Source organism: Streptomyces sp. Ncost-T10-10d (assembly GCF_900091955.1).
Classification (GTDB): domain Bacteria; phylum Actinomycetota; class Actinomycetes; order Streptomycetales; family Streptomycetaceae; genus Streptomyces.
This window is the reverse complement of sequence record NZ_FMDF01000073.1, coordinates 98,896-125,533: the sequence shown is the minus strand read 5'-3', so window position 1 is coordinate 125,533 and position 26,638 is coordinate 98,896. Positions and strand designations below refer to the sequence as shown.

Here is a 26,638-nt window from a genome sequence, read left to right as displayed (position 1 = left end):
CGGCCGGGGACGATGAGGTGGGGTTTCGATGAACGCGCCGTACGACGGTGACCGCGGTCAGGGTGCGGACGGAGCCGGGTCTTCCGGCGGGCCCCCGATGCCGCCCGGACCGGGCCAGGTTCCGCCGACGCCCGATCCGTACCTGCAGACCGCGTACGACCACGATCCCTACCGGTCCCAGGATCTGTCCGTCCAGGACCCGGTGACCGAGGCGCTGTACGACCGCGCCGCGCACCCGCCGCCACCCCCTGGCACCTACCAGCAGCCCCAGCCGCTCTATCAGCAGCCGCCCGTGGCGCAGTACGCACCCGATCCGCGCATCTGGGCGCAGACCCCGCCGCCCGAGCCCGACGGCCCGTCGCGGTACCTGCCGTACGGCGATGACCCGGTGACCACCCAGTTCGTCGGGGTGGATGACCTCGTCAGCCAGGCGTCCCAGGACCACGAGCAGCCGGATGCCTTCGCGCACCTGTTCCGGGACCAGGAGGGCCCGGCGGGGTCCTCCCCCGTTCCGGCGGAGCCCGAACCGGCCCCGGCGCCCGCGCCGCCCAAGTCCGGCGGCCGGGCCTCCGGCCTGCTGAAGTCCAGTGCGGTGATGGCGGCCGGCACGCTCGTGTCCCGGCTCACCGGATTCGTCCGCAGCCTCGTGATCACCGCCGCGCTCGGTGCGGCACTGCTCGGCGACAGCTTCACCATCGCGTACACGCTGCCGACGATGATCTATATCCTCACCGTCGGTGGCGGGCTGAACTCGGTCTTCGTTCCCCAGCTCGTACGATCCATGAAGGACGACGAGGACGGCGGCGAGGCCTACGCCAACCGCCTGCTGACTCTCGTGATGGTTGCGCTCGGTGTGATCGTCGCGATCGCGGTATTCGCCGCTCCGTGGCTGATCCACATGATGTCGCCGACGATCGCCGGGGACGCAGCCGCCAACAGTGTTGCCGTGACGTTCGCCCGGTACTGCCTGCCGACCATCTTCTTCATGGGCGTGCATGTCGTGATGGGCCAGATCCTGAACGCCCGCGGCAGGTTCGGCGCGATGATGTGGACCCCGGTCCTCAACAACATCGTCATGATCTTCACGTTCGGCATGTTCATCTGGGTCTACGGCACCTCCGCCGAATCCCAGATGGGCGTCCAGACGATCCCGCCCGAGGGCGTCCGGCTCCTGGGCATCGGCACGCTGCTCGGCCTGGTCGTCCAGGCCCTGGCCATGGTCCCGTATCTGCGTGAGGCCGGCTTCCGTTTTCGGCCGCGCTTCGACTGGAAGGGGCACGGGCTCGGCAAGACGGTCAAGCTGGCCAAGTGGACCGTCCTGTTCGTCCTGGCCAATCAGGCGGGCGTGATCGTCGTCACTCAGCTCGCGACCTCGGCGGGCAAACTGTCCGGCAAGGACGGCACCGGCTTCCTCGCGTACTCCAACGCCCAGCTCATCTGGGGCATGCCGCAGGCAATCATCACCGTGTCGGTCATGGCGGCCCTACTGCCCCGCATCTCCCGCGCCGCCCACGACAACGACCCGGGCGCCGTCCGCGACGACATCTCTCAGGGACTGCGGAACTCGGCCGTGGCGATCGTGCCGGTAGCCTTCATGTTCCTCGCTCTCGGCCTGCCGATGTGCACGCTCCTGTATGCCTCCGCGGGCACCGAAGCCGCCCGCTCCATGGGCTTCATCCTCATGGCATTCGGCCTCGGCCTGATCCCGTACTCCGTGCAGTACGTGGTGCTGCGCGGCTTCTACGCCTACGAGGACACCCGGACACCCTTCTACAACACGGTCATCGTCGCAGCGGTCAACGCGGCCGCCTCGGCCCTCTGCTACGTGGTTCTGCCGGCCCAGTGGGCCGTAGTCGGCATGGCTGCCTCGTACGGACTCGCCTACGCCGTCGGCGTGGGTATCGCCTGGCGACGGCTGCGCAACCGGCTGGGCGGTGATCTGGACGGCGCCCACGTCGTACGCACCTACGCCCGTCTGTGCCTCGCTGCCGTCCCGGCAGCGGTGCTCGGCGGCGGCGTCGGCTTCGCTGTTCTCCTGGGCCTCGGCGAAGGCGCCTTCGGGTCGCTCGTCGCGCTGATCTGTGGTGGGGCCGTTCTGCTGGGCGTCTTCTTCATCGCCGCCAAGCGGATGCGGATCGAAGAGATCAACGGGATGGTCGGCATGGTCCGCGGGCGGCTCGGGCGCTGAGGATCATTCCGGCCGCACAACCATCACTGCCCTTTGCGTGTCGTGCATAGCGCCGGAGTGTGGGCACAATTGGCGTGACTGTGCAGAGCTGGCTGGCATCGCGCAACGGATGGGGAGGCAGGAACGACGGTGGCGGAACGTAGCACGGCTGCCGTCGACGTGGCCGACAACAGCGGTGATGAACCGCTGGCCGCCAAGGCGGACGAGGCCACGACCGACGGGACGGCACAAGCTCAGGACACAACGGGCACAAAGCCGCAGAACACGGACGGTGAGCGCATCAACACCGAGGCCACCCTGCCGACCCCGGATCTGCACAGCGGGCACAAACTCGCCAGACGCTACCGGCTCGAAGAGTGCGTCACCCGTTTGGACGGATTCAGCAGCTGGCGCGCTGTCGACGAGAAACTGCGCCGCGCGGTGGGCGTGCATCTGCTCCCCGCCGACCACCCCCGAGCGCGCTCAGTGCTGGCCGCAGCCCGCTCCTCCGCTCTGCTCGGCGACCCGCGCTTCGTGCAGGTACTCGACGCCGTGGAGGAGGACGACCTCGTCTATGTCGTCCATGAATGGCTCCCCGACGCCACCGAGCTCACTTCTCTGCTGGCCGCGGGGCCGATGGAGGCGCACGACGCGTACCAGCTCGTCAGCCAGGTCTCCCAGGCCATGGCAGCCGCACATCGAGAAGGTCTCGCACATCTGAGACTGACCCCGGGCGCGGTGCTGCGGAGCTCGACCGGGCAGTACCGGATCCGCGGCCTCGCGGTGAACGCCGCGCTGCGGGGCATCACCAGCGACGGCCCGCAACGCACGGACACCGAGGCCATCGGCGCCCTGCTCTACGCCGCGCTGACCCAGCGCTGGCCGTACGAGACCGATGCCTACGGCCTGTCCGGGCTCCCCAAGGGAGTGGGGCTGATCGCCCCCGACCAGGTGCGGGCCGGTGTCCACCGCGGTCTTTCCGAGCTCGCCATGCGCGCACTCGCCAACGACGGCGCCACTGCCTCCCGGCAGGAGCAGCCGTGCACCACCCCGGACGAACTGGCCAAGGCCGTTGCCGCGATGCCCCGCATCCGCCCTCCGGAGCCCACCTTCACGGCGCCCCCGGAGTACCAGCGCACGACCTACCAGCAGGGCACCTACGGACGCCCGACGACCGGCCCCGGGGCCACCACTCAGCCGGTGATCGCCGTGCCCCCGGCCCCGCTCCAGAGCCGCACCGGCAAGGTCCTCAAGTGGGCGGTGTCCGCACTGCTCATTGCCGCCCTGGGCCTCGGCAGCTGGCAGCTCGCCGAGACGCTCCTGGACCGTGGCAAGGACTCGGGGACCGACGACACCACACAGACCACACCGGAGAACGGCGACAACAAGCCCTCGGCCCCATCCAAACCGCTCCGGATCGACAGTGCGACGGAGTTCATGCCCAGCGGTTCGGGGATAAGCCAGAAGGACGTACCCAGGGCGATCGACGGCAACGCCGACACCGCTTGGGTCACCCCCCGTTACCTGGGATACGCGAACTTCGGCAACCTGGCGCCCCGCAGAGACGGCAGCGGCATAGTCATCGATCTGGGTAGCGTTCAGGACATCGCCGGCATCAAGATCGAGATGTACCGCAGCGGACAGAAGGCCGAGGTACTCGCGGCCGAAGCGAGCGCCTCCGCCCCGTCGTCTCTCTCGGACTTCTCTCAGCGCCTCACGAAGCTGGAAACCGTGGGGAGCGATCTGAAGAAGACCTTGGACAAGCCCGTGCGGACCCGCTACGTCCTGGTCCACCTCACCGAACTGCCGTCGGACGGAACAGCCGATGGCTACCGGGGCGGGATCTCGGAGATCTCAGTACTCGGCTGACGGAACAGGCCGGTGGGAGAAACTCCCACCGGCCTTTCGCGCAATCGGACCAGCCGACGTAGACGATCACAACCCCACGGCGGACCGTGCAGCTTCCGCCCTCTGCCCCTGCTCACTCGAATCGTGATAGACAGACGCACCTTGACGCAGAGAAAGGGAGGGAGGGGGAGGTGGCCGCCGAGCCGTCAGAAGCACTCAGCGACTCAGACCTCCTCGCTCGCCATGTGGCCGGTGAAGCCGACGCCTTCGGCGAGCTCGTACGGCGCCACCGCGACCGGCTGTGGGCTGTGGCACTCCGGACCCTGGGCGACCGCGAGGAAGCCGCCGATGCCGTCCAGGACGCCCTGGTCTCCGCCTTCCGGGCCGCCCACACCTTCCGCGGCCAGTCCGCCGTCACCACTTGGCTGCACCGCATCACCGTCAATGCGTGCCTCGATCGGGTCCGCAAGGCGGCCACCCGAAAGACCTCACCGGTCGATGACACCGAACGCTTCGAGCAGCTCCTTGAGCCGCACGAGTCGGCAGAGGCACCGGCAGAGCGCCAGGATCTGCACCGCGAGCTCCTGGCCGCACTCGCCACTCTCCCCGCCGAGCAGCGTGCCGCACTTGTCCTCGTGGATATGCAGAGCTACCCCGTGGCCGAGGCGGCACGCATCCTCGATGTACCGACAGGCACCGTGAAGAGCCGCTGTGCACGGGGCAGAGCCCGGCTCGCCCCTCTACTCACTCACCTCCGCAGTGAGGGCGCAGAAGCCGATGAAACCACCACGGGAAGGAACCGGACGCCGCGCGCATCCGTCCCACCCGCATCGGGACCGAAGGACGCAGGAACGAGTAATCCTGCTGCAGTGAAGGGCGGAGGTGGGCGCGCATGACATCAACGACCGACACGACCCGGCACCCGGACGTCTCGGAGATCTCCGATCTCACGGAGGGGCTGCTCCCGCCGTCGCGTGCGGCAGAGGTACGCAGTCATGTGGACGGCTGTGAGCTCTGCGGTGATGTCCATTCCTCACTCATGGAGATCCGCGAGCTGCTCGGCACTGTGCCCACGCCACAGCACATGCCCGACGATGTCGCAGACCGCATCGACACCGCGCTCGCCGTAGAGGCTCTCAGTACTGCGGCGCCCGTCGGAGCGGTGCATGTTTCACGTGAAACAGAACCCTCTGTGGCACAGAGGCCGGAAACGGAGTTCAGTCTCCCGGACCGCCCTGCCGGGCGTCCCCGGGCAGCCACCGGTCCCGGCCGTCGGCCGGCCTGGCGCCGCCGCACAGCCGTACTCGGCACCGCTTTCGGTGCAGCCGTGGTCGGTGTGGGCGTCTTCATGCTGCAGAACGTCCAGCCGTCCCAGGAGGATGCCAGCCTCAAGGCGGCGGACCGGGGCTCCAGCTCCGCAGCGAAAGGTGCAGGAACCTTCTCGGCCTCCGCCCTCGAAGGCCGAGTCCAGACGCTCCTTCTGAGCGCGGGCATCGAGCAGTCACATACGAGCGGTACCAGCACCGAGAAGAAGGCGCCGCCGTCCGTCGACATTCAGTCGACGCCCAAGAGTGACTCTCCCAGGACCGAGTCGCCTCAAACGCCGTTGCGCGCGCCCACCGTGTCCGTCCCGACCTGTGTGAAGCAGGGCATCGGGCGGACGACTGCGGCCCTCGCCGTGGAAGAAGGCACCTACGAAGGCTCGGATGCCTTCCTCGTCGTCCTGCCCCACCCCTCCGACGCGACCCGCGTCCAGGCGTATGTCGTCGATGCGGCCTGCGTCCGGGAAAAGCCCGCTGCCAAGGGGAAGGTACTACTGACTCACGCCTACGCGCGCCCCTGAGATACGCACCGGAACGCCGCCCCGGCACGTCGGGAATGCATGCCCCGTAGGATCCGTTGGGTGGGGTGAGAGTCGTTGAACCGGCCCCAGTAGGCGTGGACAGTAGGCAGTCTGCAGAGACGAGGAAGAAACCCGTGAGCGACGTCCGTAATGTGATCATCATCGGCTCCGGCCCCGCGGGCTACACGGCCGCCCTTTACACCGCACGCGCCTCACTGAAGCCGCTGGTGTTCGAGGGCGCCGTCACCGCCGGCGGCGCGCTGATGAACACCACCGACGTGGAGAACTTCCCGGGCTTCCAGGACGGGATCATGGGCCCCGAGCTCATGGACAACATGCGCGCCCAGGCCGAACGCTTCGGTGCCGAACTCGTCCCCGACGATGTCGTCTCCGTGGACCTCACAGGCGACATCAAGACGGTCACCGACACCGCTGGCACGGTGCACCGCGCCAAGGCTGTCATCGTGACGACCGGGTCCCAGCACCGCAAGCTCGGCCTGCCCAACGAGGACGCCCTCTCCGGGCGCGGCGTCTCCTGGTGCGCCACCTGTGACGGCTTCTTCTTCAAGGACCAGGACATCGCCGTAGTTGGCGGCGGCGACACCGCGATGGAGGAGGCGACCTTCCTCTCCCGCTTCGCGAAGTCGGTCACCATCGTCCACCGCCGCGACTCGCTGCGAGCCTCCAAGGCCATGCAGGACCGCGCCTTCGCCGACCCGAAGATCAAGTTCGCCTGGGACAGCGAAGTTGCCGGAGTACACGGGGAGCAGAAGCTGTCCGGCCTGACCCTTCGGAACACCAAGACCGGCGAGACGTCCGAGCTCGCGGTCACCGGCCTGTTCATCGCGGTGGGCCACGACCCGCGCACCGAGCTCTTCAAGGGCCAGCTCGACCTCGACGAGGAGGGCTACCTCAAGGTCGAAGCTCCCTCAACGCGCACGAACCTCACCGGTGTCTTCGGCGCCGGTGACGTCGTCGACCACACCTACCGACAGGCCATCACCGCTGCCGGCACGGGTTGCTCGGCCGCTCTCGACGCCGAGCGCTTCCTCGCCGCGCTCGCCGACGACGAGAAGGCCGCTGCGGCCACCGTCTGATCCACGCCTCACCCCACACCCCAAGTAGTTAAGGAGGTCGCCGTGGCCGGCGCCCTGAAGAACGTGACCGACGACTCCTTCGACGAGGTCGTCCTGAAGAGCGACAAGCCTGTGCTGGTGGACTTCTGGGCCGCATGGTGCGGTCCGTGCCGCCAGATCGCGCCGTCTTTGGAGGCCATCGCTGCTGAGCACGGCGACCAGATCGAGATCGTCAAGCTCAATATCGACGAGAACCCGGACACGGCAGCCAAGTACGGCGTCATGTCCATCCCGACCCTGAACGTCTACCAGGGCGGCGAGGTCGCCAAGACCATCGTCGGCGCCAAGCCGAAGGCCGCGATCCTCCGCGACCTCGAAGGCTTCATTGGCGAGTAGGACTGTGGTCCGCTGTTTCACGTGAAACGGGTCCATCCCCTCGGGGGGATGGACCCGTTTCACGTTGTCATGGCCTCTCGGATCAAAGAGGCCGCAGCGCCGGCTCCTTCTGGACGGCACCCAGCAACCGGTCCAGCGCCAGCTCGACGTCCTCCTTCCAGGAGAGCGTCGTACGCAGTTCCAGTCTCAGCCGCGGATGAACGGGATGCGGCCGTACAGTCTTGAAGCCGACCGCGAGGAGATGATCCGCGGGAAGCACACAGGCAGGCTCCTTCCACCGGGCGTCACCAAAAGCCTCGATCGCCCTGAATCCCCGACGCAGCAAGTCCTTGGCAACGGTCTGCACCATGACTCGGCCCAGCCCCTGCCCCTGGTATCCCGGCACGATCCAGCCAGTCATCAACAGCACTGCATCAGGGGAGACGGGACTCGTCGGAAAAGCCGTCGAGCGCGGCACGTAGGCAGGCGGTGCATAGAGAACGAAGCCCACCGGCGCATCGTCGACATAGACGACGCGGCCGCATGATCCCCACTCCAGCAGAACGGCCGAGATCCATGCCTCTTTCTCCAGCTCGGGCGTTCCCGCCTTCACCGCAGCTTCGCCACTGACCGGATCAAGCTCCCAGAAGACACACGAGCGGCAACGCCTGGGGAGATCGGAAAGGTTGTCCAGTGTGAGCGGTACGAGCCGACGCCCCATGAAGGCTGTTCCTCGCTTCCTTCGCCCGCCGCACCGCGTGCGGCAGTCAGTGCACTCCGTTCAAGGAGCAGGCTGCCGACGAACCCTCCGACAGCCCCCAGGCCCAGCCCCACTGTCACCAGTCGGCTGCGGCTCACTGATCGCATGGCCCTCCCTCCGCCGAGGTGACTCAAGCCGGATGTGCCATACCAGAACGCATCGTATCCACCCAGAGATGAAGCCGACACCGAGAGAAAGCAAAGGGCGGGCTCTAATCCGGTATCCACCGGAACACAGCCCGCCCCCAGTCCATCGAGCAGAGATCAGCTCTCGTCGCCCTCGGCAGGATCCTCAGAGGAGGCCCGATCCAGCACGCGCCCCTCACCCGGTGCCAGGCTGCCGAGAATGCGGTCCAGATCCTCCATCGATGCGAACTCGACGACGATCTTTCCCTTCTTCTGGCCGAGGTCGACCTTCACTCTGGTCTCGAAGCGGTCCGAAAGCCGGGAAGCAAGATCTGACAGCGCAGGCGACACCCGGCCACCGGCCCGCGGCCCCTTGGCCTTGGCAGTGCTCGTGGGACTGGAGCCCATGAGGGTCACAATCTCTTCGACCGCACGCACCGACAGCCCCTCGGCCACAATGCGATGTGCCAGCCTGTCCTGCTCCTCCGAGTCGTCCACGGACAGCAGCGCCCGTGCATGACCGGCCGACAGCACCCCGGCCGCGACCCTCCGTTGAACCGAAGGCGACAGCCTCAGCAGTCGCAGCGTGTTGGACACCTGCGGGCGGGAACGCCCGATCCGGTCGGCCAGCTGGTCATGCGTGCACTTGAAGTCCTTGAGCAGCTGGTCGTACGCGGCTGCCTCCTCCAACGGGTTCAGCTGAGCCCGATGCAGGTTCTCCAGGAGCGCGTCCAGGAGAAGCTTTTCGTCGTCCGTGGCCCGGACAATAGCGGGGATCCGCTCCAGACCCGCCTCACGGCAGGCCCTCCAACGCCGCTCGCCCATGATGAGCTCATAGCGTTCCGGTCCCATCTTCCGCACCACGACGGGCTGGAGAAGGCCCACCTCCTTGATGGAGGTCACCAACTCGGCAAGCGCGTCCTCGTCGAATACCTCACGGGGCTGACGAGGATTCGGGGTGATGGAACCGAGAAGAACCTCGGCGAAGTACGCTCCTGCGGCTGCCTCGGGCCCCGAAACCGGCGCACTCGGCTCCGGCACAACCGGAGCGGGCGCAAGAGTGGCCACCTTCGCAGCGGCCACTCCCCGCTCTGCCGTCATGACAGGAGTCGCCCCAGGAGAGGCCGCGCCCACCCCCGTGGACGGCACCTGCTTCTCCTGCGGAGCGGCGGGGATCAGGGCACCTAGCCCACGCCCCAACCCTCTTCGACGCTCACTCACTGGATCCCCTCCGAAATGCTCTGCTGACTGTTCCCACTGCCCGTGTGGGCATGCTGGGCCTCGTACTGCACCCCGACACCCCGCAGGGCGATCTCACGCGCCGCTTCGAGGTACGACAGCGACCCACTCGATCCTGGGTCGTAGGTCAGTACCGTCTGCCCATAGCTCGGTGCTTCCGAAATCCGCACCGACCGCGGAATGCTCGTCCGCAGCACCTCCTTGCCGAAGTGGCTGCGTACCTCCTCCGCGACCTGCGAAGCGAGCCTGGTCCTGCCGTCGTACATGGTGAGCAGAATCGTCGACACATGAAGATCGGGGTTGAGATGCCCCCGCACCAGATCCACATTGCGCAGCAGCTGCCCCAGCCCTTCCAGTGCGTAGTACTCGCACTGGATAGGAATCAGCACCTCGGCACCGGCGACCAAGGCATTGACCGTCAGCAGACCGAGCGAAGGCGGGCAGTCGATGAGGATGTAGTCCAACGGCTGCTCATATGCCTGGATCGCCCGCTGCAACCGACTCTCCCGCGCCACCAGCGACACCAACTCGATCTCCGCACCAGCGAGATCGATAGTGGCGGGCGCGCAAAAGAGGCCTTCGACGTCCGGAACAGGCTGAACCACCTCGGAGAGCGGCCTGCTCTCCACCAGGACGTCATAGATGGAGGGGACTTCGGCATGATGATCGATACCCAGAGCCGTAGAGGCGTTCCCCTGCGGGTCGAGGTCGACCACCAGAACACGTGCCCCGTGAAGCGCAAGTGAGGCCGCAAGATTGACCGTCGTGGTCGTCTTGCCCACCCCACCCTTCTGGTTGGCCACCACCATGACGCGCGTCCGGTCAGGACGGGGTAGGCCCTCGCCGGCGCGGCCAAGGGCCTCGACCGCCAGCTGGGCCGCACGACCGATGGGTGTGTCATCCATCGGCGGCGGTGTTTCACGTGAAACACCCTCCCCCGCCGATTCGGTTCGGGGACCGGGGACCGGATCGGTCATCGGTCCCGCGATGTTGGCGTCGGACCGCAAGGATTCACTCTCCTCGACTTCAGGCTCGCAATGAACAGAGCCTGCCATGCTTTCGGGGTCGTGAACCAGCGAGGCCCGCTCTTCTGTGGATGAATCCACTTCTGTGGACAACTCCGTAGCCCTAACGGGCCTGCGGTGCCGCGGCGCGGCAGCCGCGCGACCGCGGCTGATGATCCCATGCAGCAGAGAGCGACGTTTCACGTGAAACACGATGCCCCTGCAGCCTAGCTACAGGGGCACGACACTCCGCGTGGGGTATGTATGGCCGCTTGTCGGAAGCATCGCCGATAGACAACACAAACCGCATGTAACGGTCAATTTCGCAGCGTAACCAGACGCATCAGCGGCGACGCCTGGTGCGGCTCGCCCTCGCGGCCTTGGCTCTCTTTGCGGCAAACCTCACACCGCCCGGACTCTCCCCGACCACCACGCGCACCACCGTGGTCATCGGATCGACAACGCCCTCCCCGACATGCAACACCTCGGTCTCCACCACACCGAGCTTACTCAAGGCCGCGCGGGCGCCGACGATCTCCTCCTCGGCTGCATCCCCCTTGAGCGCCAGCATCTCTCCGTACGGACGCAGCAGTGGGACTCCCCAGCCGGCCAGCCGATCGAGCGGAGCCACAGCCCGAGCCGTCACCACGTGAACCGGCTGGAGCGTCCCAAGAACCTCCTCGGCCCGACCACGCACAACCGTCACATGGTCCAGGCCCAGCAACTCGACGACTTCCTGCAGGAAATTCGTCCGTCGGAGCAAGGGCTCCAGCAAGGTGATCTTGAGATCCGGACGCACCAGCGCCAGCGGGATACCCGGAAGCCCCGCACCGGAGCCCACATCGCAGACCGTGACGCCCTCAGGCACGACCTCGGAGAGCACCGCGCAGTTCAGCAGATGCCGCTCCCACAGCCGCGGCACCTCACGCGGACCGATCAGCCCCCGCTTCACCCCGGCATCCGCCAGCAGTTCCGCGTACCGGACAGCCTCTGGGAAGAACTCACCGAAAACTGCCCGCGCCCCTTCGGGCGCCTGGGGAAGCTCTACTTCCGCCGTCACGGGAACCGTCCTTCCATACCGCACTACCGCACTGTGGGTGGCTGACTATCAGGCTGACAAAGATCGGCCCCGCCTGCGAACAGACGGGGCCGACAGAACAAGGGTCCGGTCAGGCCGGGAGAACGACGACGAAGCGCTGCGGCTCCTCGCCCTCGGACTCGCTGCGCAGACCAGCGGCCGCGACCGCATCGTGCACAACCTTGCGCTCGAACGGCGTCATCGGGTCCAGCTTCACCGGCGCACCGGTGCTCTTGACCTCGTCCGCGGCCTTGGCACCCAGCTCGGCGAGCTCAGCCCGCTTCTTGGCCCGGAAGCCCGCGATGTCCAGCATCAGCCGACTCCGGTCACCGGTCTCCCGGTGCACAGCAAGCCGCGTCAGCTCCTGGAGCGCCTCCAGCACCTCACCGTCGCGGCCCACGAGCTTCTGCAGATCACGTGCCGAGTCGCTGATGATCGAAACCGCGGCCCGGTCCGCCTCGACGTCCATGTCGATGTCGCCGTCGAGATCGGCGATGTCGAGCAGGCCCTCGAGGTAGTCCGCTGCGATCTCGCCCTCCTGCTCAAGGCGGGTCAGGGTGTCGCTGCCCTCAGCGGCCGTGGAGGTGGTGCCTTCCGTCACGGATGGACTCCTTCTTACTTCTTGGACGGGTGCTTGGGCCGCTGCGGACCCTTGCGCTGTCCGGACTTGGCTTGGCGTGAGGAGCCGGACGCGGGCTTGCCCGCCGGCTTGGGCTTGTCGTCCTGCGATGTGTCCGGCTTCTGCAGAGAGGTCTTGGATCCCGACTCGATCGAGTCGGTGTCCTTGGCCCCCGTCTGCTGGGCAGCGCCGGTCTGACGCTGGGCCTTGGTCTGGCGCTTGGGCTGCTGACGCCGCTGCGCTGCTCCGCCCTCGGCCTCGGCAAGAGCCGTGTCGCTCTTGATCACCGTGCCGTCCTCCTGGGCCACGAGGCCCAGCTTGGCCAGACCCGTGATGAACTTCCGCTCGATGTCATTGCGGTCCGGTCCCTTGGACACGATCCGCTTCACCGTATTGCGCTTGGTCCTGCCGCGAACCTCACCGTGAGCGGTGACGCTCTTCAGCAGACGTCCCAGGTACTGGTCCTGTGCCTTGCTGCCCGGCGTCGGGTTCTGGTTGATCACGTACATCTGCTGACCCATGGTCCAGACGTTGGTGGTCAGCCAGTAGACGAGGACACCGACGGGGAAGTTGATGCCCATGACGGCAAAGATCACGGGGAAGATGTACATCAGCATCTTCTGCTGCTGCATGTAGGGCGTCTTGACCGTCAGGTCGACGTTCTTCGTCATCAGCTGGCGCTGGGTGAAGAACTGCGACGCCGACATCATCACGATCATGACCGCGGTGACGACCCGGACGTCGAGCAGAGAGGCACCGAGAGCGCTGACGTCCGACGCGCTGTCCATGAACTTGGCAGCGAGCGGAGCACCGAAGATGTGTGCCTTACGGGCGCTGTCGAGCAGCGGCTGGTCGATGACACCGATCGTCTTGCCCGAGGCGATGGCCGAGAGCACGTGATACAGGGCGAAGAAGAACGGCGACTGCGCCAGGATGGGAAGGCACGAGGAGAGCGGGTTGGTACCCGTCTCCTTGTACAGCTTCATCATCTCTTCGGACTGACGCTGCTTGTCGCTCTTGTAGCGCTCCTGGATCGCCTTCATCTTCGGCTGGAGCACCTGCATGTTCCGGGTCGACTTGATCTGCTTGACGAAAAGCGGGATCAGGCAGATCCGGATCAGCACCACCAGGGACACGATGGACAGGCCCCAGGCCCAGCCCGTGTCATCGCCGAAGATCGCTCCGTACAACTTGTGGAACTGGACGATGACCCATGAAACAGGCCAGGTGATAAAGCTGAACAGACTGGCAATCGTGTCCACTAATCAGGCTCCTTGAGCTTTGGGCGAAGTCTCTGCGGCCGGGCTCGGGGGTTCGGAAACCGACCCTCCGGGAGGCACATCAACGACGGAGTCCCCGCCCTTGCTGCCACGTATTGCATTACGCAGCAGTTCGTGCCAACGCGGGCGTTTGCGTGGCGGGACGTGATCCACGCCGCCGGGTGACCACGGATTGCATCGCAGGATGCGCCAGGCCGTCAGCGCAGTTCCCTTGATCGCTCCGTGCCGGTCGATCGCCGTATATCCATAGTGGGAACACGACGGGTAGTAACGGCAGACAGGCCCGAGAAGTGGGCTGATCGTCCACTGATACAGCTTGATAAGAGCCAGCAGCGGGTACTTCATCGCGCGCCCCCTCCCAGCAGCCGCTGCAGAGCGGCGTCCAGGTCTCGGGCCAGCTGTTCATGGTCGGCGTCGCCCGCTCCGGGCAACGCTCGTACGACAACCAGGCTACCGGGGGGCAGCAGGGCCAGTCGCTCGCGGACCAGATGGCGAAGCCTGCGCTTCACCGCTGTGCGCACAACCGCTCCACCCACAGCTTTGCTGACAACGAAACCCGCACGCGGCGGGGGAGCATTCTCCCCAGTCACGTGCGGGTCCGTTGCACCGCTGCGTAGATGAACGACGAGAAGCGGGCGGCCGGCCCGGCGTCCTCGACGTACTGCGGTCGCGAAGTCCTCGCGCCGCCTCAGCCGATTCTCGGTAGGCAGCACGTCATGACCTGTAGACGATCAGGCGGACAGGTTGGCGCGACCCTTGCCACGGCGGGACGCGAGGATCGCGCGGCCGGCACGGGTGCGCATACGCAGCCGGAAGCCGTGGGTCTTCGCGCGACGACGGTTGTTCGGCTGGAAGGTGCGCTTGCTCACTCGGGGGCTCCAGAAATGACTCGTGTGTTGGCGGGACATCGCCTGGCTGTCACCGTGCGCCCACGAGAGACTCGCGCAAACGCCCTAGTGCACCGCTTCACAATCACAGATCGTGATCTTTGCCCATCGGAGGCAGGCGGCAGCAGCCATCGACAACTCGACCTGGTCACGGTACGCGCGGCTACGCCATCCGGTCAAACCGGCTCCACAGCACCCCCCACTGTGCACAGCCTGTGGACAACGACTTGAACCACGCGGGTCGGCCTGACTACCGTGGCTGAACTCCGGTTCTTTTTCTTCCTGCCTGCCGGTCCTCACCCATCCCGACCCATCCCGTCCCGAGAACCACACATTCGTGGGACCAGCGAGAGAGCGTGCCTTGTGGCTGATGTACCTGCCGATCTTGCCGCAGTGTGGCCACGAGTGCTGGAGCAACTCCTCGGGGAGGGCCAGCAGGGCATCGAGCCGAAGGACAAGCAGTGGATCGAGCGCTGCCAGCCACTCGCGCTGGTCGCCGACACGGCGCTGCTCGCCGTCCCCAATGAATGGGGCAAGCGAGTCCTGGAAGGCCGGCTCGCGCCGCTCATCAGCGAGACGCTGAGCCGCGAGTGCGGCCGCCCGATCCGCATCGCGATCACCGTCGACGACTCCGCGGGCGAACCTCCGAGCCCGCCCGCGCCTCCGATGCACCAGTCCCAGCAGCCTCAGCAGCACCGCTATCAGGGACCGCAGCACGACGAGCGTCAGCACAACGACGCATACGACGGATACGGACACCGGCCCTCCGACGACGGCATGCCGACCGCCCGGCCCGCCTACCCCGACTACCAGCAGCAGCGCCCCGACCCCGGAGCGTGGCCGCGCACCCAGGAGGACCTCTCCTGGCAGCAGCCCCGGCTCGGCGGATTCCAGGACCGCGACACCTCGGCGGAACAGTGGCGCGAGCCGTACGCCGGCGGCCGCCCCCAGCAGCCGCAGCACGACTACCGGTCGCAGCCGCCCGAGCATCAGAGTTACGAGCAACAGCGCTCCGAGCGCCACGACATGCGGGAACCCCAGCACCGCCAGGGCGGCGCCGGCACCGGACGGCCCGGCGGCGCCACCGGGCCGATGGGCGCACAGCCCGCACCCACGCCCGGCCCCGGCGAGCCGGCGGCCCGGCTGAATCCGAAGTACCTCTTCGACACCTTCGTCATCGGTGCGTCGAACCGATTCGCGCACGCCGCGGCGGTCGCCGTCGCCGAAGCACCCGCCAAGGCGTACAACCCGCTCTTCATCTACGGGGAGTCCGGACTCGGCAAGACCCACCTGCTGCACGCCATCGGGCACTACGCCCGCAGTCTCTACCCGGGCACCAGGGTGCGGTACGTGAGCTCCGAGGAGTTCACCAACGAGTTCATCAACTCGATCCGCGACGGCAAGGGCGACACCTTCCGCAAGCGCTACCGCGATGTGGACATCCTGCTGGTCGACGACATCCAGTTCCTGGCGAGCAAGGAGTCGACGCAGGAGGAGTTCTTCCACACCTTCAATACGCTGCACAACGCGAACAAGCAGATCGTGCTCTCCTCGGACCGGCCGCCCAAGCAGCTGGTGACCCTGGAAGACCGGTTGCGGAACCGTTTCGAGTGGGGTCTGACCACCGATGTGCAGCCGCCGGAGCTGGAGACGCGGATCGCGATCCTCCGCAAGAAGGCGGTGCAGGAGCAGCTCAACGCCCCGCCGGAGGTACTGGAGTTCATCGCCTCCCGCATCTCCCGGAACATCAGGGAGCTGGAGGGGGCTCTGATCCGGGTCACGGCCTTCGCCAGTCTCAACCGCCAGCCGGTGGACCTCGGGCTGACCGAGCATGTGCTGAAGGATCTGATCCCGGGCGGCGAGGACTCTGCTCCGGAGATCACGGCGACGGCCATCATGGCGGCGACCGCGGACTACTTCGGTCTGACAGTCGACGATCTCTGCGGAACCTCGCGCAGTCGCGTGCTGGTGACGGCCCGCCAGATCGCCATGTACCTCTGCCGGGAGCTGACCGATCTCTCGCTGCCCAAGATCGGTGCGCAGTTCGGCGGCCGCGACCATACGACGGTGATGCACGCGGACCGGAAGATCCGTGCGCTGATGGCGGAGCGACGCTCCATCTACAACCAGGTCACCGAGCTCACCAACCGCATCAAGAACGGCTGACGGACCACCGGCACACCTCTCCGTACGCGCCGAAAGGGCGCCTGGGGAACCCTCACAGGGTTACCCAGGCGCCCTTATCCGTTGCCCAAGGTCTGCCCGAAGCCCTTCCGGAGGGCTTCCAGGTGCCGCTCCGAAGTCCTGTTGAAGCCGTCCCGCCCCCTCCTGAAGCCTTCCCTGGGACCTTCCCCGAGCCCTTCCGGAGCCCCGGAGGGCCCTTCCTCGCCCGGCCTCCGAGGCTGCGATGCAGTCGCGGTGTTCGAATACCCGGCGCCGGCCGTCCGTTCTCCACAGATCTGGGGAGATTTTCCCTTCCACAGCCTGGGGATCCGGAAGTTGTCCATATTGCTTCCACAGGAGTGACTGCCGATACTCCATCAGGCCAGGTCAAGGGCCTGGGGATTTGTGGTCAACAGTGATCCACAGCCTGTGGACAAAATCTTTGTCCACAGGGAGCCGATGATGTTGTCCACCGACGGCCCACAGCCCGGGTCGCGTTGTCCCCAGCTTCCTCGAGCTTCTCCACACGCTTGTCCACTGTTCGGCAACGCAACACCGCCTTTCACTGCGCCGAGTGAAAGGCGTCACACCAAGAAGGTCGGTTGGGCTGTGGGGAACGTGGGTAAAGCTGGGGACAGCCCTGGGGAGAAACCCCCCTGTCCTGTGCATCGGGTGTGCAGAACTTTCGTGTGTCCACAGAAGCGCCGGGTTGTCCACCGGTGCCACCCACAGGGTCGGTGGACAAAAAACTGGGCCTGACCTGCGGAAACAACGTTATCCACGGTTTCCACAGGCCCTACTACTACTGCCACCTAGAGTTAGCCCGGAATCCGCTTCGAAGTGGGGCCTGTGCACAACTCGGCGCCGGAGCTCGCCGAACCTCTTGTCGCGACTTGACCCCGAGCAGCACCGAGTGTCGGTGCCGTACGTCAGACTGGTCCCCGGCGTCCTCCCGCTGTCATCGGTGGGGGACCCGATCAGACGACGAAGGCCAGCAGGGCGAGCGAGCAACAGCAGGAGGCGGTTCCGGTGAAGATCCGGGTGGAGCGCGATGTACTCGCGGAGGCTGTGGCCTGGGTGGCCCGTAGCCTCCCGGCCCGTCCGCCGGCGCCCGTTCTTGCGGGCCTTCTGCTGAAGGCTGAGGACGGCGTCCTCAGCTTCTCCAGCTTCGACTACGAGGTCTCGGCCCGGGTCTCGGTGGATGCCGAGGTCGAGGAGGACGGCACGGTGCTGGTCTCCGGCCGGCTGCTCGCCGACATCTGCCGCGCCCTTCCCAACCGTCCGGTGGAGATTTCCACAGACGGTGTACGGGCCACCGTGGTCTGCGGCTCCTCGCGGTTCACACTCCACACCCTTCCTGTGGAGGAGTACCCGGCGCTGCCGGAGATGCCCACCGCGACCGGCACGGTCCCGGGTGAGGTCTTCGCCTCGGCCGCCGCCCAGGTTGCCATCGCAGCGGGTCGTGACGACACGCTGCCGGTCCTGACCGGTGTGCGGATCGAGATCGAGGGCGAGACCGTCACCCTGGCCTCCACCGACCGCTACCGCTTCGCGGTCCGCGAGTTCCTCTGGAAGCCGGAGAACCCGGATGCCTCGGCTGTCGCCCTGGTGCCCGCCAAGACACTGCTGGACACCGCCAAGGCGCTGACCAGCGGTGACACGGTGACTCTGGCGCTGTCCGGCTCGGGTGCAGGCGAGGGCCTGATCGGTTTCGAGGGCGCGGGCCGGCGTACGACCACGCGACTGCTCGAAGGCGATCTGCCGAAGTACCGGACGCTGTTCCCCACCGAGTTCAACTCGGTCGCGGTCATCGAGACCGCTCCGTTCGTCGAGGCCGTCAAGCGTGTGGCTCTCGTGGCCGAACGGAACACTCCGGTGCGGCTCAGCTTCGAGCAGGGTGTGCTGATCCTGGAGGCGGGTTCCAGTGACGATGCACAGGCTGTGGAGCGGGTCGACGCGGTGCTGGAGGGTGACGACATCTCGATCGCCTTCAACCCGACCTTCCTGCTGGACGGTCTGAGCGCCATCGACTCGCCGGTCGCCCAGCTCTCGTTCACGACGTCCACCAAGCCTGCGCTGCTCAGCGGCCGTCCGGCCGTGGATGCCGAGGCGGATGACGCGTACAAGTACCTGATCATGCCGGTCCGCCTGTCCGGCTGATCCGGCCATCGGTCCTGCAAGGCAGCACCCGACGGTCAAGCTCAGTGCCGAGCGTGCCCGTCGGTCTGTCCCCTGCCGGGCGTAGGCTCGGCCTTGGGTACGAATCGGCACAACGCTTAAGGAATCTCTGATGGAGCTCGGTCTCGTCGGCCTCGGCAAGATGGGCGGCAACATGCGCGAGCGCATCCGCCGCGCAGGCCACACCGTCATCGGTTACGACCGCAACCCGGACGTCTCCGATGTCCACAGCCTCGAAGAGCTTGTGGGCAAGCTGAAGGGTCCCAGGGTCGTCTGGGTGATGGTGCCGGCCGGTGCGCCGACCCAGGCCACCATCGACGAGCTGGCCGGGCTCCTCTCGCCCGGTGACATCGTCGTGGACGGCGGAAACTCCCGCTGGACGGACGACGAGAAGCACGCGGTCGAGCTGGGCATCAAGGGCATCGGCTTCGTGGACTGCGGTGTCTCCGGCGGCGTCTGGGGTCTGGAGAACGGCTACGCGCTGATGTACGGCGGCGACGCTGAGAACGTGGCGAAGGTCCAGCCGGTCTTCGACGCGCTGAAGCCCGAGGGCGACTTCGGTTCCGTCCACGCGGGCAAGGTCGGCGCCGGGCACTTCGCGAAGATGGTCCACAACGGCATCGAGTACGCGATGATGCAGGCCTACGCCGAGGGCTGGGAGCTCCTGGAGAAGGTCGACTCCGTCACCGATGTGCGCGAGGTCTTCCGCTCCTGGCAGGAAGGCACGGTCATCCGTTCCTGGCTGCTCGACCTGGCCGTCAACGCCCTGGACGACGACGAGCACCTCGACAAGCTCCGTGGCTTCGCCGCCGACTCCGGCGAGGGCCGCTGGACTGTCGAGGCGGCGATCGACAACGCCGTGCCGCTGCCCGCGATCACCGCGTCGCTCTTCGCGCGTTTCGCCTCGCGCCAGGACGACTCCCCGCAGATGAAGATGATCGCCGCGCTGCGCAACCAGTTCGGCGGCCACGCGGTCGAGAACAAGAAGTAACCGCAACGAGGAGCGGGCCGGGCCGAGGCGTCCGACCCGTAACTACGGAGCACGGAGCAGGAAGCCGGGAAGGTCGGCGTACACCCATGCATGTCACGCATCTCTCGCTGGCCGACTTCCGCTCGTACGCCCGGGTCGAGGTACCTCTCGATCCGGGCGTCACCGCTTTCGTGGGGGCCAACGGCCAGGGCAAGACGAATCTGGTGGAGGCCGTCGGCTACCTTGCGACGCTCGGCAGCCATCGGGTCTCCTCCGATGCGCCGCTGGTGCGGATGGGCGCGGACCGGGCTGTCATCCGGGCTGCCGTGACGCAGGGCGAGCGCTCGCAGCTCGTCGAGCTGGAGCTCAATCCGGGCAAGGCCAATCGGGCCCGGATCAATAGATCGTCGCAGGTCAGACCACGTGATGTGCTGGGGATCGTACGTACGGTGCTGTTCGCGCCGGAGGATCTGGCGCTGGTCAAGGGGGACCCCGGGGAGCGCCGACGCTTTCTCGACGAGCTGATAACGGCGCGCTCGCCGCGGATGGCGGGGGTGCGTTCGGACTACGAGCGAGTGCTGAAGCAGCGCAACACGTTGCTGAAATCGGCGGCGATGGCGCGCAGGCACGGTGGCCGGTCGATGGATCTGTCCACGCTCGATGTGTGGGACCAGCATCTGGGCCGGGTGGGTGCGGAGCTGCTGGCGCAGCGGCTGGATCTGATCGCTGCGTTGCAGCCGCTGGCCGACAAGGCGTATGCGGATGTGGCGCCGGGTGGAGGTCCGGTGGCGTTGGAGTACCGCAGTTCGATCGGTGCGGGTGCGGATTCGGTGCGTACGCGTGAGGAGCTGTACGAGCTGCTGATCGCGGCCCTGATGGAGGTGCGTAAGCAGGAGATCGAGCGGGGTGTGACGTTGGTCGGTCCGCACCGTGACGATCTGTTGCTGGGGTTGCGGGGGATGCCGGCCAAGGGGTACGCGAGCCACGGTGAGTCCTGGTCGTATGCGTTGGCGCTGCGGCTGGCTTCGTACGATCTGCTGCGCGGCGAGGGCAATGAGCCGGTGCTGGTGCTGGACGATGTCTTTGCCGAGCTGGATGCGCGTCGTCGTGAGCGGTTGGCGGAGCTGGTGGCTCCGGGCGAGCAGGTGCTGGTGACGGCTGCGGTGGGCGAGGACGTTCCGGGTGTGCTGGCGGGGACGCGGTATGTGGTGTCCGCGGGTGAGGTGGAGCGGCTGTGAGCGGTGGCCGTGGTGAGGCGTCCGGGGCTTCTGGGGAGCAGCCGCAGGAGCGGCCGGTGGACGGGAAGCAGCCGGAGCCGTCGGGTGTCGATCTGGCGCGGGTGGCTTTGCGCGCGGCGAAGGAGCAGGCGCGGGCGCGTGGTGCTGCGGCTCAGCAGAAGAAGCAGGCCAGGCGGGGTGGTGGGCTGCGTTCGGGGGCGCGGGCGGATGGGCGCGACCCGTTGCCGTTGGGTGCTGCGATCAATCGTCTGATCACTGAGCGTGGCTGGGAGACGCCTGCGGCGGTGGGTGGGGTGATGGGGCGCTGGCCGCAGATCGTCGGTGAGGATCTGGCCAATCACTGTGTGCCGCTGCGGTACGACGAGGATCCGGACGAGCGGGTGCTGACGGTGCAGTGCGATTCGACGGCGTGGGCGACGCAGCTGAGGTTGCTGGCGCCTCAGCTGGTGGCCCGGCTGAATGCGGATCTGGGGCATGGCACGGTGAGGTTGATCAAGGTGTTGGGGCCGGGGGGTCCGCAGCGCAGATTCGGTCCACTGCGGGCGCCGGGGAGCACCGGTCCTGGCGATACATACGGATGAGGCCTCTGAGCTGGGCTTTCCCTTGTTTCTGAGCCCCGTGGGGCTCGGATCCGAGGTAAGTCATGGCCTTGTGCTGTCTTCTCGGTGCTGCTGTCCGTCACGTCCGTGTTGTGCCGGTGTGTGGTGGTTGAAACCGTGCAGTGGGAGTGGGGCGTCCCTCACGGTAGCGAGAGGTTGACAGGCCGAAGCGCTCAATGCCCGCGTGAGCCTCTTGGAGGCCCTTCCTGAATATGGGGAGTCGTCAGGCGCTCATTCAGGGCGGCACATGCGTACTCAGGTACCGGCAAACCCCCATTCGTGTCAGTGCTACCGGTAGACTGGTGGACAATCCCGCATATTCGCGGGAGTCGTCGATACAAGCCGAACGACGCAGCCGCTCCCGACTGTCCGGAGAACGGCCTGTGCTGTGCCAGAAAGGGCGCTTCGTGGCCGATTCCGGCAACCCCAACGAGAACATTCCGTCCACACCCGGTGAGAACGTCGGGGCGACCGCCCCGGGCGAGGCATCCGCCTCCGTCGAGGTCACCGCCTCGTACGACGCCAGCGCGATCACCGTCCTCGAGGGCCTGGACGCGGTCCGCAAGCGACCTGGCATGTACATCGGCTCGACCGGTGAGCGCGGCCTGCACCACCTCGTGTACGAGGTCGTTGACAACTCGGTCGACGAGGCCCTGGCAGGGCACGCGGACACGATCGACGTCACGATCCTCGCCGACGGCGGGGTCCGCGTGATTGACAACGGCCGAGGCATCCCGGTCGGCATCGTGCCGTCGGAGAAGAAGCCCGCGGTCGAGGTCGTGCTGACGGTGCTGCACGCCGGCGGCAAGTTCGGCGGCGGCGGCTACGCCGTCTCCGGCGGTCTGCACGGTGTCGGTGTCTCCGTGGTCAACGCGCTGTCGTCGCGGGTCTCGGTCGAAGTCCGGACGGACGGTTACCGCTGGACCCAGGACTACAAGCTCGGTGTGCCCACCGCTCCGCTGGCCCGCAACGAGGCCACCGACGAGACGGGGACATCCGTCACCTTCTGGGCCGACGGAGACATCTTCGAGACGACCGAGTACTCCTTCGAGACCCTGTCGCGCCGCTTCCAGGAGATGGCCTTCCTCAATAAGGGCCTGACGATCAAGCTCACCGACGAGCGCGAGTCGGCGAAGGCGACGCTGGGCGCGGATGTTGCCGAGGTGGCCGAGGTCGCCGAGGCGGAGCAGGCCCGTACGGTCACGTACCACTACGAGGGCGGCATCGTCGACTTCGTGAAGTACCTCAACTCCCGCAAGGGCGATGTCATTCACCAGTCGGTGATCGACATCGAGGCCGAGGACAAGGAGCGTCTCCTCTCGGCCGAGATCGCGATGCAGTGGAACACGCAGTACAGCGAGGGCGTGTACTCCTTCGCCAACACGATCCACACGCACGAAGGCGGTACGCACGAGGAGGGTTTCCGTGCGGCGCTGACGACGCTGGTCAACAAGTACGCGCGGGACAAGAAGCTGCTGCGGGAGAAGGACGACAACCTCACCGGTGACGACATCCGTGAGGGTCTGACGGCGATCATCTCGGTGAAGCTGGGTGAGCCGCAGTTCGAGGGTCAGACGAAGACCAAGCTGGGCAACACGGAGGCGAAGACCTTCGTCCAGAAGGTGGTCCACGAGCACCTCACGGACTGGTTCGACCGCAATCCGAACGAGGCGGCCGACATCGTCCGCAAGGGCATCGCGGCGGCCACGGCCCGTGTCGCGGCCCGCAAGGCGCGTGATCTGACCCGTCGCAAGGGGCTCCTGGAGAGCGCCTCGCTGCCGGGCAAGCTGAGCGACTGCCAGTCCAACGACCCGACGAAGTGCGAGATCTTCATCGTCGAGGGTGACTCCGCCGGTGGTTCGGCGAAGTCCGGCCGTAACCCGATGTACCAGGCGATCCTGCCGATCCGCGGCAAGATCCTGAACGTCGAGAAGGCCCGGGTCGACAAGATCCTGCAGAACACCGAGGTCCAGGCGCTGATTTCGGCCTTCGGTACCGGGGTCCACGAGGACTTCGACATCGAGAAGCTCCGCTATCACAAGATCATTTTGATGGCGGACGCCGATGTCGACGGTCAGCACATCAACACCCTGCTGCTGACGTTCCTCTTCCGCTTCATGCGTCCGCTGGTCGAGGCCGGGCACGTGTACCTCTCCCGCCCGCCGCTCTACAAGATCAAGTGGGGCCGGGACGACTTCGAGTACGCGTACTCGGACCGGGAGCGCGACGCCCTGGTCGAGCTGGGCAAGCAGAACGGCAAGCGGATCAAGGAAGACTCGATCCAGCGCTTCAAGGGCCTCGGCGAGATGAACGCCGAGGAGCTGCGCGTCACCACGATGGACGTCGACCACCGGGTCCTCGGCCAGGTCACGCTGGACGACGCGGCGCAGGCCGACGACCTCTTCTCGGTGCTGATGGGCGAGGACGTCGAGGCGCGGCGCTCGTTCATCCAGCGCAACGCCAAGGACGTCCGCTTCCTCGACATCTGAGTCGGCCGCACCAGCAAGCCGCCGCTCGAAAGGACTTTGACCAGCAATGGCCGACGAGAACACCCCTGTGACACCTGAAGAGGAGCCCGCCGCCGCCGGCGTGGGCATGCGTGTCGAGCCCGTGGGGCTCGAGACGGAGATGCAGCGCTCCTACCTCGACTACGCGATGTCCGTGATCGTCTCGCGTGCGCTGCCTGACGTACGGGACGGTCTCAAGCCCGTCCACCGCCGGGTGCTGTACGCGATGTACGACGGCGGTTACCGGCCCGAGAAGGGCTTCTACAAGTGTGCCCGTGTCGTCGGTGACGTCATGGGTACGTACCACCCGCACGGTGACTCGTCGATCTACGACGCACTGGTGCGACTGGCACAGCCGTGGTCGATGCGCATGCCGCTGGTGGACTCCAACGGCAACTTCGGTTCTCCGGGCAACGACCCGGCCGCCGCCATGCGGTACACCGAGTGCAAGATGATGCCGCTGTCCATGGAGATGGTCCGGGACATCGACGAGGAGACCGTCGATTTCCAGGACAACTACGACGGCCGCAACCAGGAGCCGACGGTTCTGCCGGCGCGCTTCCCGAATCTGCTGGTCAACGGTTCCGCGGGCATCGCGGTCGGTATGGCGACCAACATCCCGCCGCACAACCTGCGTGAGGTCGCGGAGGGTGCGCAGTGGTACCTGGAGCACCCGGAGGCCTCGCAGGAGGAGCTCCTGGACGCGCTGATCGAGCGGATCAAGGGCCCGGACTTCCCGACGGGTGCGCTCGTCGTGGGCCGCAAGGGCATCGAGGAGGCGTACCGCACCGGCCGTGGTTCGATCACGATGCGTGCGGTCGTCGCGGTCGAGGAGATCCAGAACCGGCAGTGCCTGGTCGTCACGGAGCTTCCGTACCAGACCAACCCCGACAATCTGGCGCAGAAGATCGCCGACCTGGTGAAGGACGGCAAGGTCGGCGGGATCGCGGACGTCCGTGACGAGACCTCGTCGCGTACGGGTCAGCGTCTGGTCGTCGTGCTGAAGCGGGACGCGGTCGCCAAGGTCGTTCTGAACAACCTGTACAAGCACACCGATCTGCAGACCAATTTCGGCGCCAACATGCTGGCACTGGTCGACGGTGTGCCGCGCACCCTGTCGATCGACGCGTTCATCCGCCACTGGGTGACGCACCAGATCGAGGTCATTGTCCGGCGTACGAAGTTCCGTCTGCGCAAGGCGGAGGAGCGGGCGCACATTCTGCGTGGTCTGCTCAAGGCGCTGGACGCGATCGACGAGGTCATCGCCCTCATCCGGCGCAGCCAGACGGTCGAGGTGGCGCGCGAGGGCCTGATGGGCCTGCTGGAGATCGACGAGATCCAGGCGAACGCGATCCTGGAGATGCAGCTGCGCCGGCTGGCCGCGCTGGAGCACCAGAAGATCACGGCCGAGCACGACGAGCTCCAGGCGAAGATCAACGAGTACAACGCGATCCTGGTGTCGACGGAGCGGCAGCGTCGGATCGTCAGCGAGGAGCTGGCGGCGATCGTCGAGAAGTTCGGCGACGACCGGCGTTCCAAGCTGGTGCCCTTTGACGGTGACATGTCCATCGAGGACCTGATCGCCGAGGAGGACATCGTCGTCACGATCTCGCGCGGCGGCTATGTGAAGCGTACGAAGACGGACGACTACCGCTCGCAGAAGCGCGGCGGCAAGGGCGTGCGCGGTACGAAGCTGAAGGAAGACGACATCGTCGACCATTTCTTCGTGTCGACGACGCACCACTGGCTGCTGTTCTTCACGAACAAGGGCCGGGTGTACCGGGCGAAGGCGTACGAGCTCCCGGATGCCGGCCGCGATGCCCGTGGTCAGCATGTCGCCAACCTGCTGGCATTCCAGCCGGACGAGCAGATCGCCCAGATCCTGGCGATCCGTGACTACGAGGCCGCGCCCTATCTGATCCTGGCCACGAAGGGCGGTCTGGTGAAGAAGACCGCGCTGAAGGACTATGACTCGCCGCGTTCCGGTGGTGTCATCGCCATCAACCTCCGGGAGACGGCGGACGGCGCCGCAGGCACGGCCGACGAGCTGATCGGCGCGGAGCTGGTGTCGGCCGAGGACGATCTGCTGCTCATCAGCAAGAAGGCCCAGTCGATCAGGTTCACTGCGACGGACGATGCGCTGCGCCCGATGGGCCGTGCCACGTCGGGCGTCAAGGGCATGAGTTTCCGCGAAGGCGACGAACTGCTCTCGATGAATGTTGTCCGGCCGGGTACGTTCGTGTTCACTGCCACCGATGGTGGGTACGCGAAGCGGACTCCCGTCGACGAGTACCGCGTTCAGGGTCGTGGTGGCCTGGGCATCAAGGCTGCCAAGATCGTGGAGGACAGGGGCTCGCTGGTCGGTGCGCTGGTGGTCGAGGAGACGGATGAGATCCTCGCCATCACGCTCGGCGGTGGTGTGATTCGTACGCGAGTCAATGAAGTCAGGGAGACGGGCCGTGACACCATGGGCGTCCAACTGATCAATCTGGGCAAGCGCGATGCCGTCGTCGGTATCGCTCGTAACGCCGAAGCCGGCCGCGAGGCCGAAGAGGTCGAGGGGTCCGAGGACGCCGAGGCCGCGACGGCAGAGGCTGCAGAGAGCACGGTCGAGGGCAATGTCGAAGGCACGTCGCCTTCGGCTGGGGAGCACGAGGAGTAGAGCGTGAGTGGAGCCACGGG

General features: G+C 66.6%; 22 protein-coding genes. 13 read left to right on the top strand and 9 right to left on the bottom strand.

Going from position 1 to position 26,638, the window contains the following annotated elements:
* Positions 1-28 precede the first annotated feature (28 nt).
* The 6 genes from murJ (at position 29) to trxA (ending at position 7,330) form a co-directional block, all read left to right on the top strand.
* Positions 29-2,188, top strand: a complete 2,160-nt coding sequence (murJ, locus tag GA0115254_RS10820; protein ID WP_093895058.1) for a murein biosynthesis integral membrane protein MurJ — start codon at positions 29-31, stop codon at positions 2,186-2,188.
* Between the two features lie 129 nt (positions 2,189-2,317).
* On the top strand, positions 2,318-4,036 hold the full coding sequence (locus GA0115254_RS10815) for a protein kinase family protein (RefSeq protein WP_093895057.1): 1,719 nt from the start codon (positions 2,318-2,320) through the stop codon (positions 4,034-4,036).
* Positions 4,037-4,206: 170 nt separating this feature from the next.
* Complete coding sequence (gene sigM, locus GA0115254_RS10810) at positions 4,207-4,911, top strand: RNA polymerase sigma factor SigM (RefSeq protein WP_093895056.1); 705 nt, start codon at positions 4,207-4,209, stop codon at positions 4,909-4,911.
* Positions 4,908-5,858 carry an anti-sigma factor gene (locus tag GA0115254_RS10805; protein ID WP_093895055.1) on the top strand — a complete coding sequence of 317 codons (951 nt, stop codon included), beginning with the start codon at positions 4,908-4,910 and terminating at the stop codon, positions 5,856-5,858. The genes sigM and GA0115254_RS10805 overlap by 4 nt, the downstream gene beginning before the upstream one ends.
* 134 nt (positions 5,859-5,992) lie before the next feature.
* Positions 5,993-6,955 (top strand): thioredoxin-disulfide reductase, encoded by a 963-nt coding sequence (gene trxB / locus GA0115254_RS10800; RefSeq protein ID WP_093895054.1) that lies wholly within the window; start codon positions 5,993-5,995, stop codon positions 6,953-6,955.
* 42 nt (positions 6,956-6,997) lie between these two features.
* Positions 6,998-7,330: a thioredoxin gene (gene trxA / locus GA0115254_RS10795; RefSeq protein WP_093895053.1), complete on the top strand. Its 333-nt coding sequence runs from the start codon at positions 6,998-7,000 to the stop codon at positions 7,328-7,330.
* Positions 7,331-7,412: 82 nt separating this feature from the next.
* Here the strand turns inward: trxA and GA0115254_RS10790 are convergent, their stop codons facing one another.
* From GA0115254_RS10790 to rpmH, 9 genes are all read right to left on the bottom strand, one after another.
* Positions 7,413-8,030: a GNAT family N-acetyltransferase gene (locus tag GA0115254_RS10790; protein WP_093895052.1), complete on the bottom strand. Its 618-nt coding sequence runs from the start codon at positions 8,028-8,030 to the stop codon at positions 7,413-7,415.
* A 302-nt stretch (positions 8,031-8,332) separates the two neighbouring features.
* Positions 8,333-9,415, bottom strand: coding sequence for a ParB/RepB/Spo0J family partition protein (locus GA0115254_RS10785; RefSeq protein WP_093895051.1), 1,083 nt, complete (start codon positions 9,413-9,415; stop codon positions 8,333-8,335).
* A complete protein-coding gene (locus GA0115254_RS10780; RefSeq protein WP_093895164.1) occupies positions 9,412-10,488 on the bottom strand; it encodes a ParA family protein in 1,077 nt (358 codons plus the stop codon). Before GA0115254_RS10780 ends, GA0115254_RS10785 begins: the two co-directional genes overlap by 4 nt.
* A 292-nt stretch (positions 10,489-10,780) precedes the next feature.
* A complete protein-coding gene (gene rsmG / locus GA0115254_RS10775) occupies positions 10,781-11,497 on the bottom strand; it encodes a 16S rRNA (guanine(527)-N(7))-methyltransferase RsmG (protein WP_093895050.1) in 717 nt (238 codons plus the stop codon).
* Between the two features lie 109 nt (positions 11,498-11,606).
* Positions 11,607-12,116 carry a Jag family protein gene (locus tag GA0115254_RS10770; RefSeq protein WP_093895049.1) on the bottom strand — a complete coding sequence of 170 codons (510 nt, stop codon included), beginning with the start codon at positions 12,114-12,116 and terminating at the stop codon, positions 11,607-11,609.
* A 14-nt stretch (positions 12,117-12,130) separates the two neighbouring features.
* A complete protein-coding gene (gene yidC, locus GA0115254_RS10765; protein WP_093895048.1) occupies positions 12,131-13,396 on the bottom strand; it encodes a membrane protein insertase YidC in 1,266 nt (421 codons plus the stop codon).
* A 3-nt stretch (positions 13,397-13,399) separates the two neighbouring features.
* Positions 13,400-13,759, bottom strand: coding sequence for a membrane protein insertion efficiency factor YidD (yidD, locus tag GA0115254_RS10760; protein ID WP_093895047.1), 360 nt, complete (start codon positions 13,757-13,759; stop codon positions 13,400-13,402).
* Entirely contained in the window at positions 13,756-14,127 is a 372-nt protein-coding gene (gene rnpA / locus GA0115254_RS10755) for a ribonuclease P protein component (RefSeq protein WP_093895046.1), read from the bottom strand. The genes yidD and rnpA overlap by 4 nt, the downstream gene beginning before the upstream one ends.
* An 18-nt stretch (positions 14,128-14,145) precedes the next feature.
* Positions 14,146-14,283, bottom strand: a complete 138-nt coding sequence (gene rpmH, locus GA0115254_RS10750) for a 50S ribosomal protein L34 (protein WP_030930485.1) — start codon at positions 14,281-14,283, stop codon at positions 14,146-14,148.
* A 381-nt stretch (positions 14,284-14,664) separates the two neighbouring features.
* Between rpmH and dnaA the strand changes: the two genes are divergently transcribed.
* The 7 genes from dnaA to gyrA all read left to right on the top strand — a co-directional run bounded on the left by dnaA (position 14,665) and on the right by gyrA (position 26,618).
* Positions 14,665-16,467: a chromosomal replication initiator protein DnaA gene (dnaA, locus tag GA0115254_RS47210; RefSeq protein ID WP_093895045.1), complete on the top strand. Its 1,803-nt coding sequence runs from the start codon at positions 14,665-14,667 to the stop codon at positions 16,465-16,467.
* Between the two features lie 1,026 nt (positions 16,468-17,493).
* Complete coding sequence (gene dnaN, locus GA0115254_RS10740) at positions 17,494-18,624, top strand: DNA polymerase III subunit beta (protein WP_093895044.1); 1,131 nt, start codon at positions 17,494-17,496, stop codon at positions 18,622-18,624.
* 130 nt (positions 18,625-18,754) lie between these two features.
* Complete coding sequence (gnd, locus tag GA0115254_RS10735) at positions 18,755-19,633, top strand: phosphogluconate dehydrogenase (NAD(+)-dependent, decarboxylating) (protein WP_093895043.1); 879 nt, start codon at positions 18,755-18,757, stop codon at positions 19,631-19,633.
* Between the two features lie 86 nt (positions 19,634-19,719).
* Complete coding sequence (recF, locus tag GA0115254_RS10730; protein WP_093895042.1) at positions 19,720-20,850, top strand: DNA replication/repair protein RecF; 1,131 nt, start codon at positions 19,720-19,722, stop codon at positions 20,848-20,850.
* A 56-nt stretch (positions 20,851-20,906) separates the two neighbouring features.
* On the top strand, positions 20,907-21,431 hold the full coding sequence (locus GA0115254_RS10725) for a DciA family protein (protein ID WP_093895041.1): 525 nt from the start codon (positions 20,907-20,909) through the stop codon (positions 21,429-21,431).
* A 401-nt stretch (positions 21,432-21,832) separates the two neighbouring features.
* The gene (gyrB, locus tag GA0115254_RS10720; RefSeq protein WP_093895040.1) at positions 21,833-23,938 is read left to right on the top strand and encodes a DNA topoisomerase (ATP-hydrolyzing) subunit B; all 2,106 of its coding nucleotides are present in this window, start codon (positions 21,833-21,835) and stop codon (positions 23,936-23,938) included.
* A gap of 46 nt (positions 23,939-23,984) precedes the next feature.
* On the top strand, positions 23,985-26,618 hold the full coding sequence (gyrA, locus tag GA0115254_RS10715) for a DNA gyrase subunit A (RefSeq protein ID WP_093895039.1): 2,634 nt from the start codon (positions 23,985-23,987) through the stop codon (positions 26,616-26,618).
* The last annotated feature ends 20 nt before the right edge of the window (positions 26,619-26,638 follow it).

Excerpts from the sequence above, each read along its gene's own strand:
- murJ (WP_093895058.1), top strand. The coding sequence starts at position 29 with ATGAACGCGCCGTACGACGGTGACCGCGGTCAGGGTGCGGACGGAGCC.
- GA0115254_RS10805 (WP_093895055.1), top strand. The coding sequence starts at position 4,908 with ATGACATCAACGACCGACACGACCCGGCACCCGGACGTCTCGGAGATC.
- GA0115254_RS10790 (WP_093895052.1), bottom strand. The coding sequence starts at position 8,030 with ATGGGGCGTCGGCTCGTACCGCTCACACTGGACAACCTTTCCGATCTC.
- GA0115254_RS10780 (WP_093895164.1), bottom strand. The coding sequence starts at position 10,488 with ATGGCAGGCTCTGTTCATTGCGAGCCTGAAGTCGAGGAGAGTGAATCC.
- yidD (WP_093895047.1), bottom strand. The coding sequence starts at position 13,759 with ATGAAGTACCCGCTGCTGGCTCTTATCAAGCTGTATCAGTGGACGATC.
- gnd (WP_093895043.1), top strand. The coding sequence starts at position 18,755 with ATGGAGCTCGGTCTCGTCGGCCTCGGCAAGATGGGCGGCAACATGCGC.
- recF (WP_093895042.1), top strand. The coding sequence starts at position 19,720 with ATGCATGTCACGCATCTCTCGCTGGCCGACTTCCGCTCGTACGCCCGG.
- gyrA (WP_093895039.1), top strand. The coding sequence starts at position 23,985 with ATGGCCGACGAGAACACCCCTGTGACACCTGAAGAGGAGCCCGCCGCC.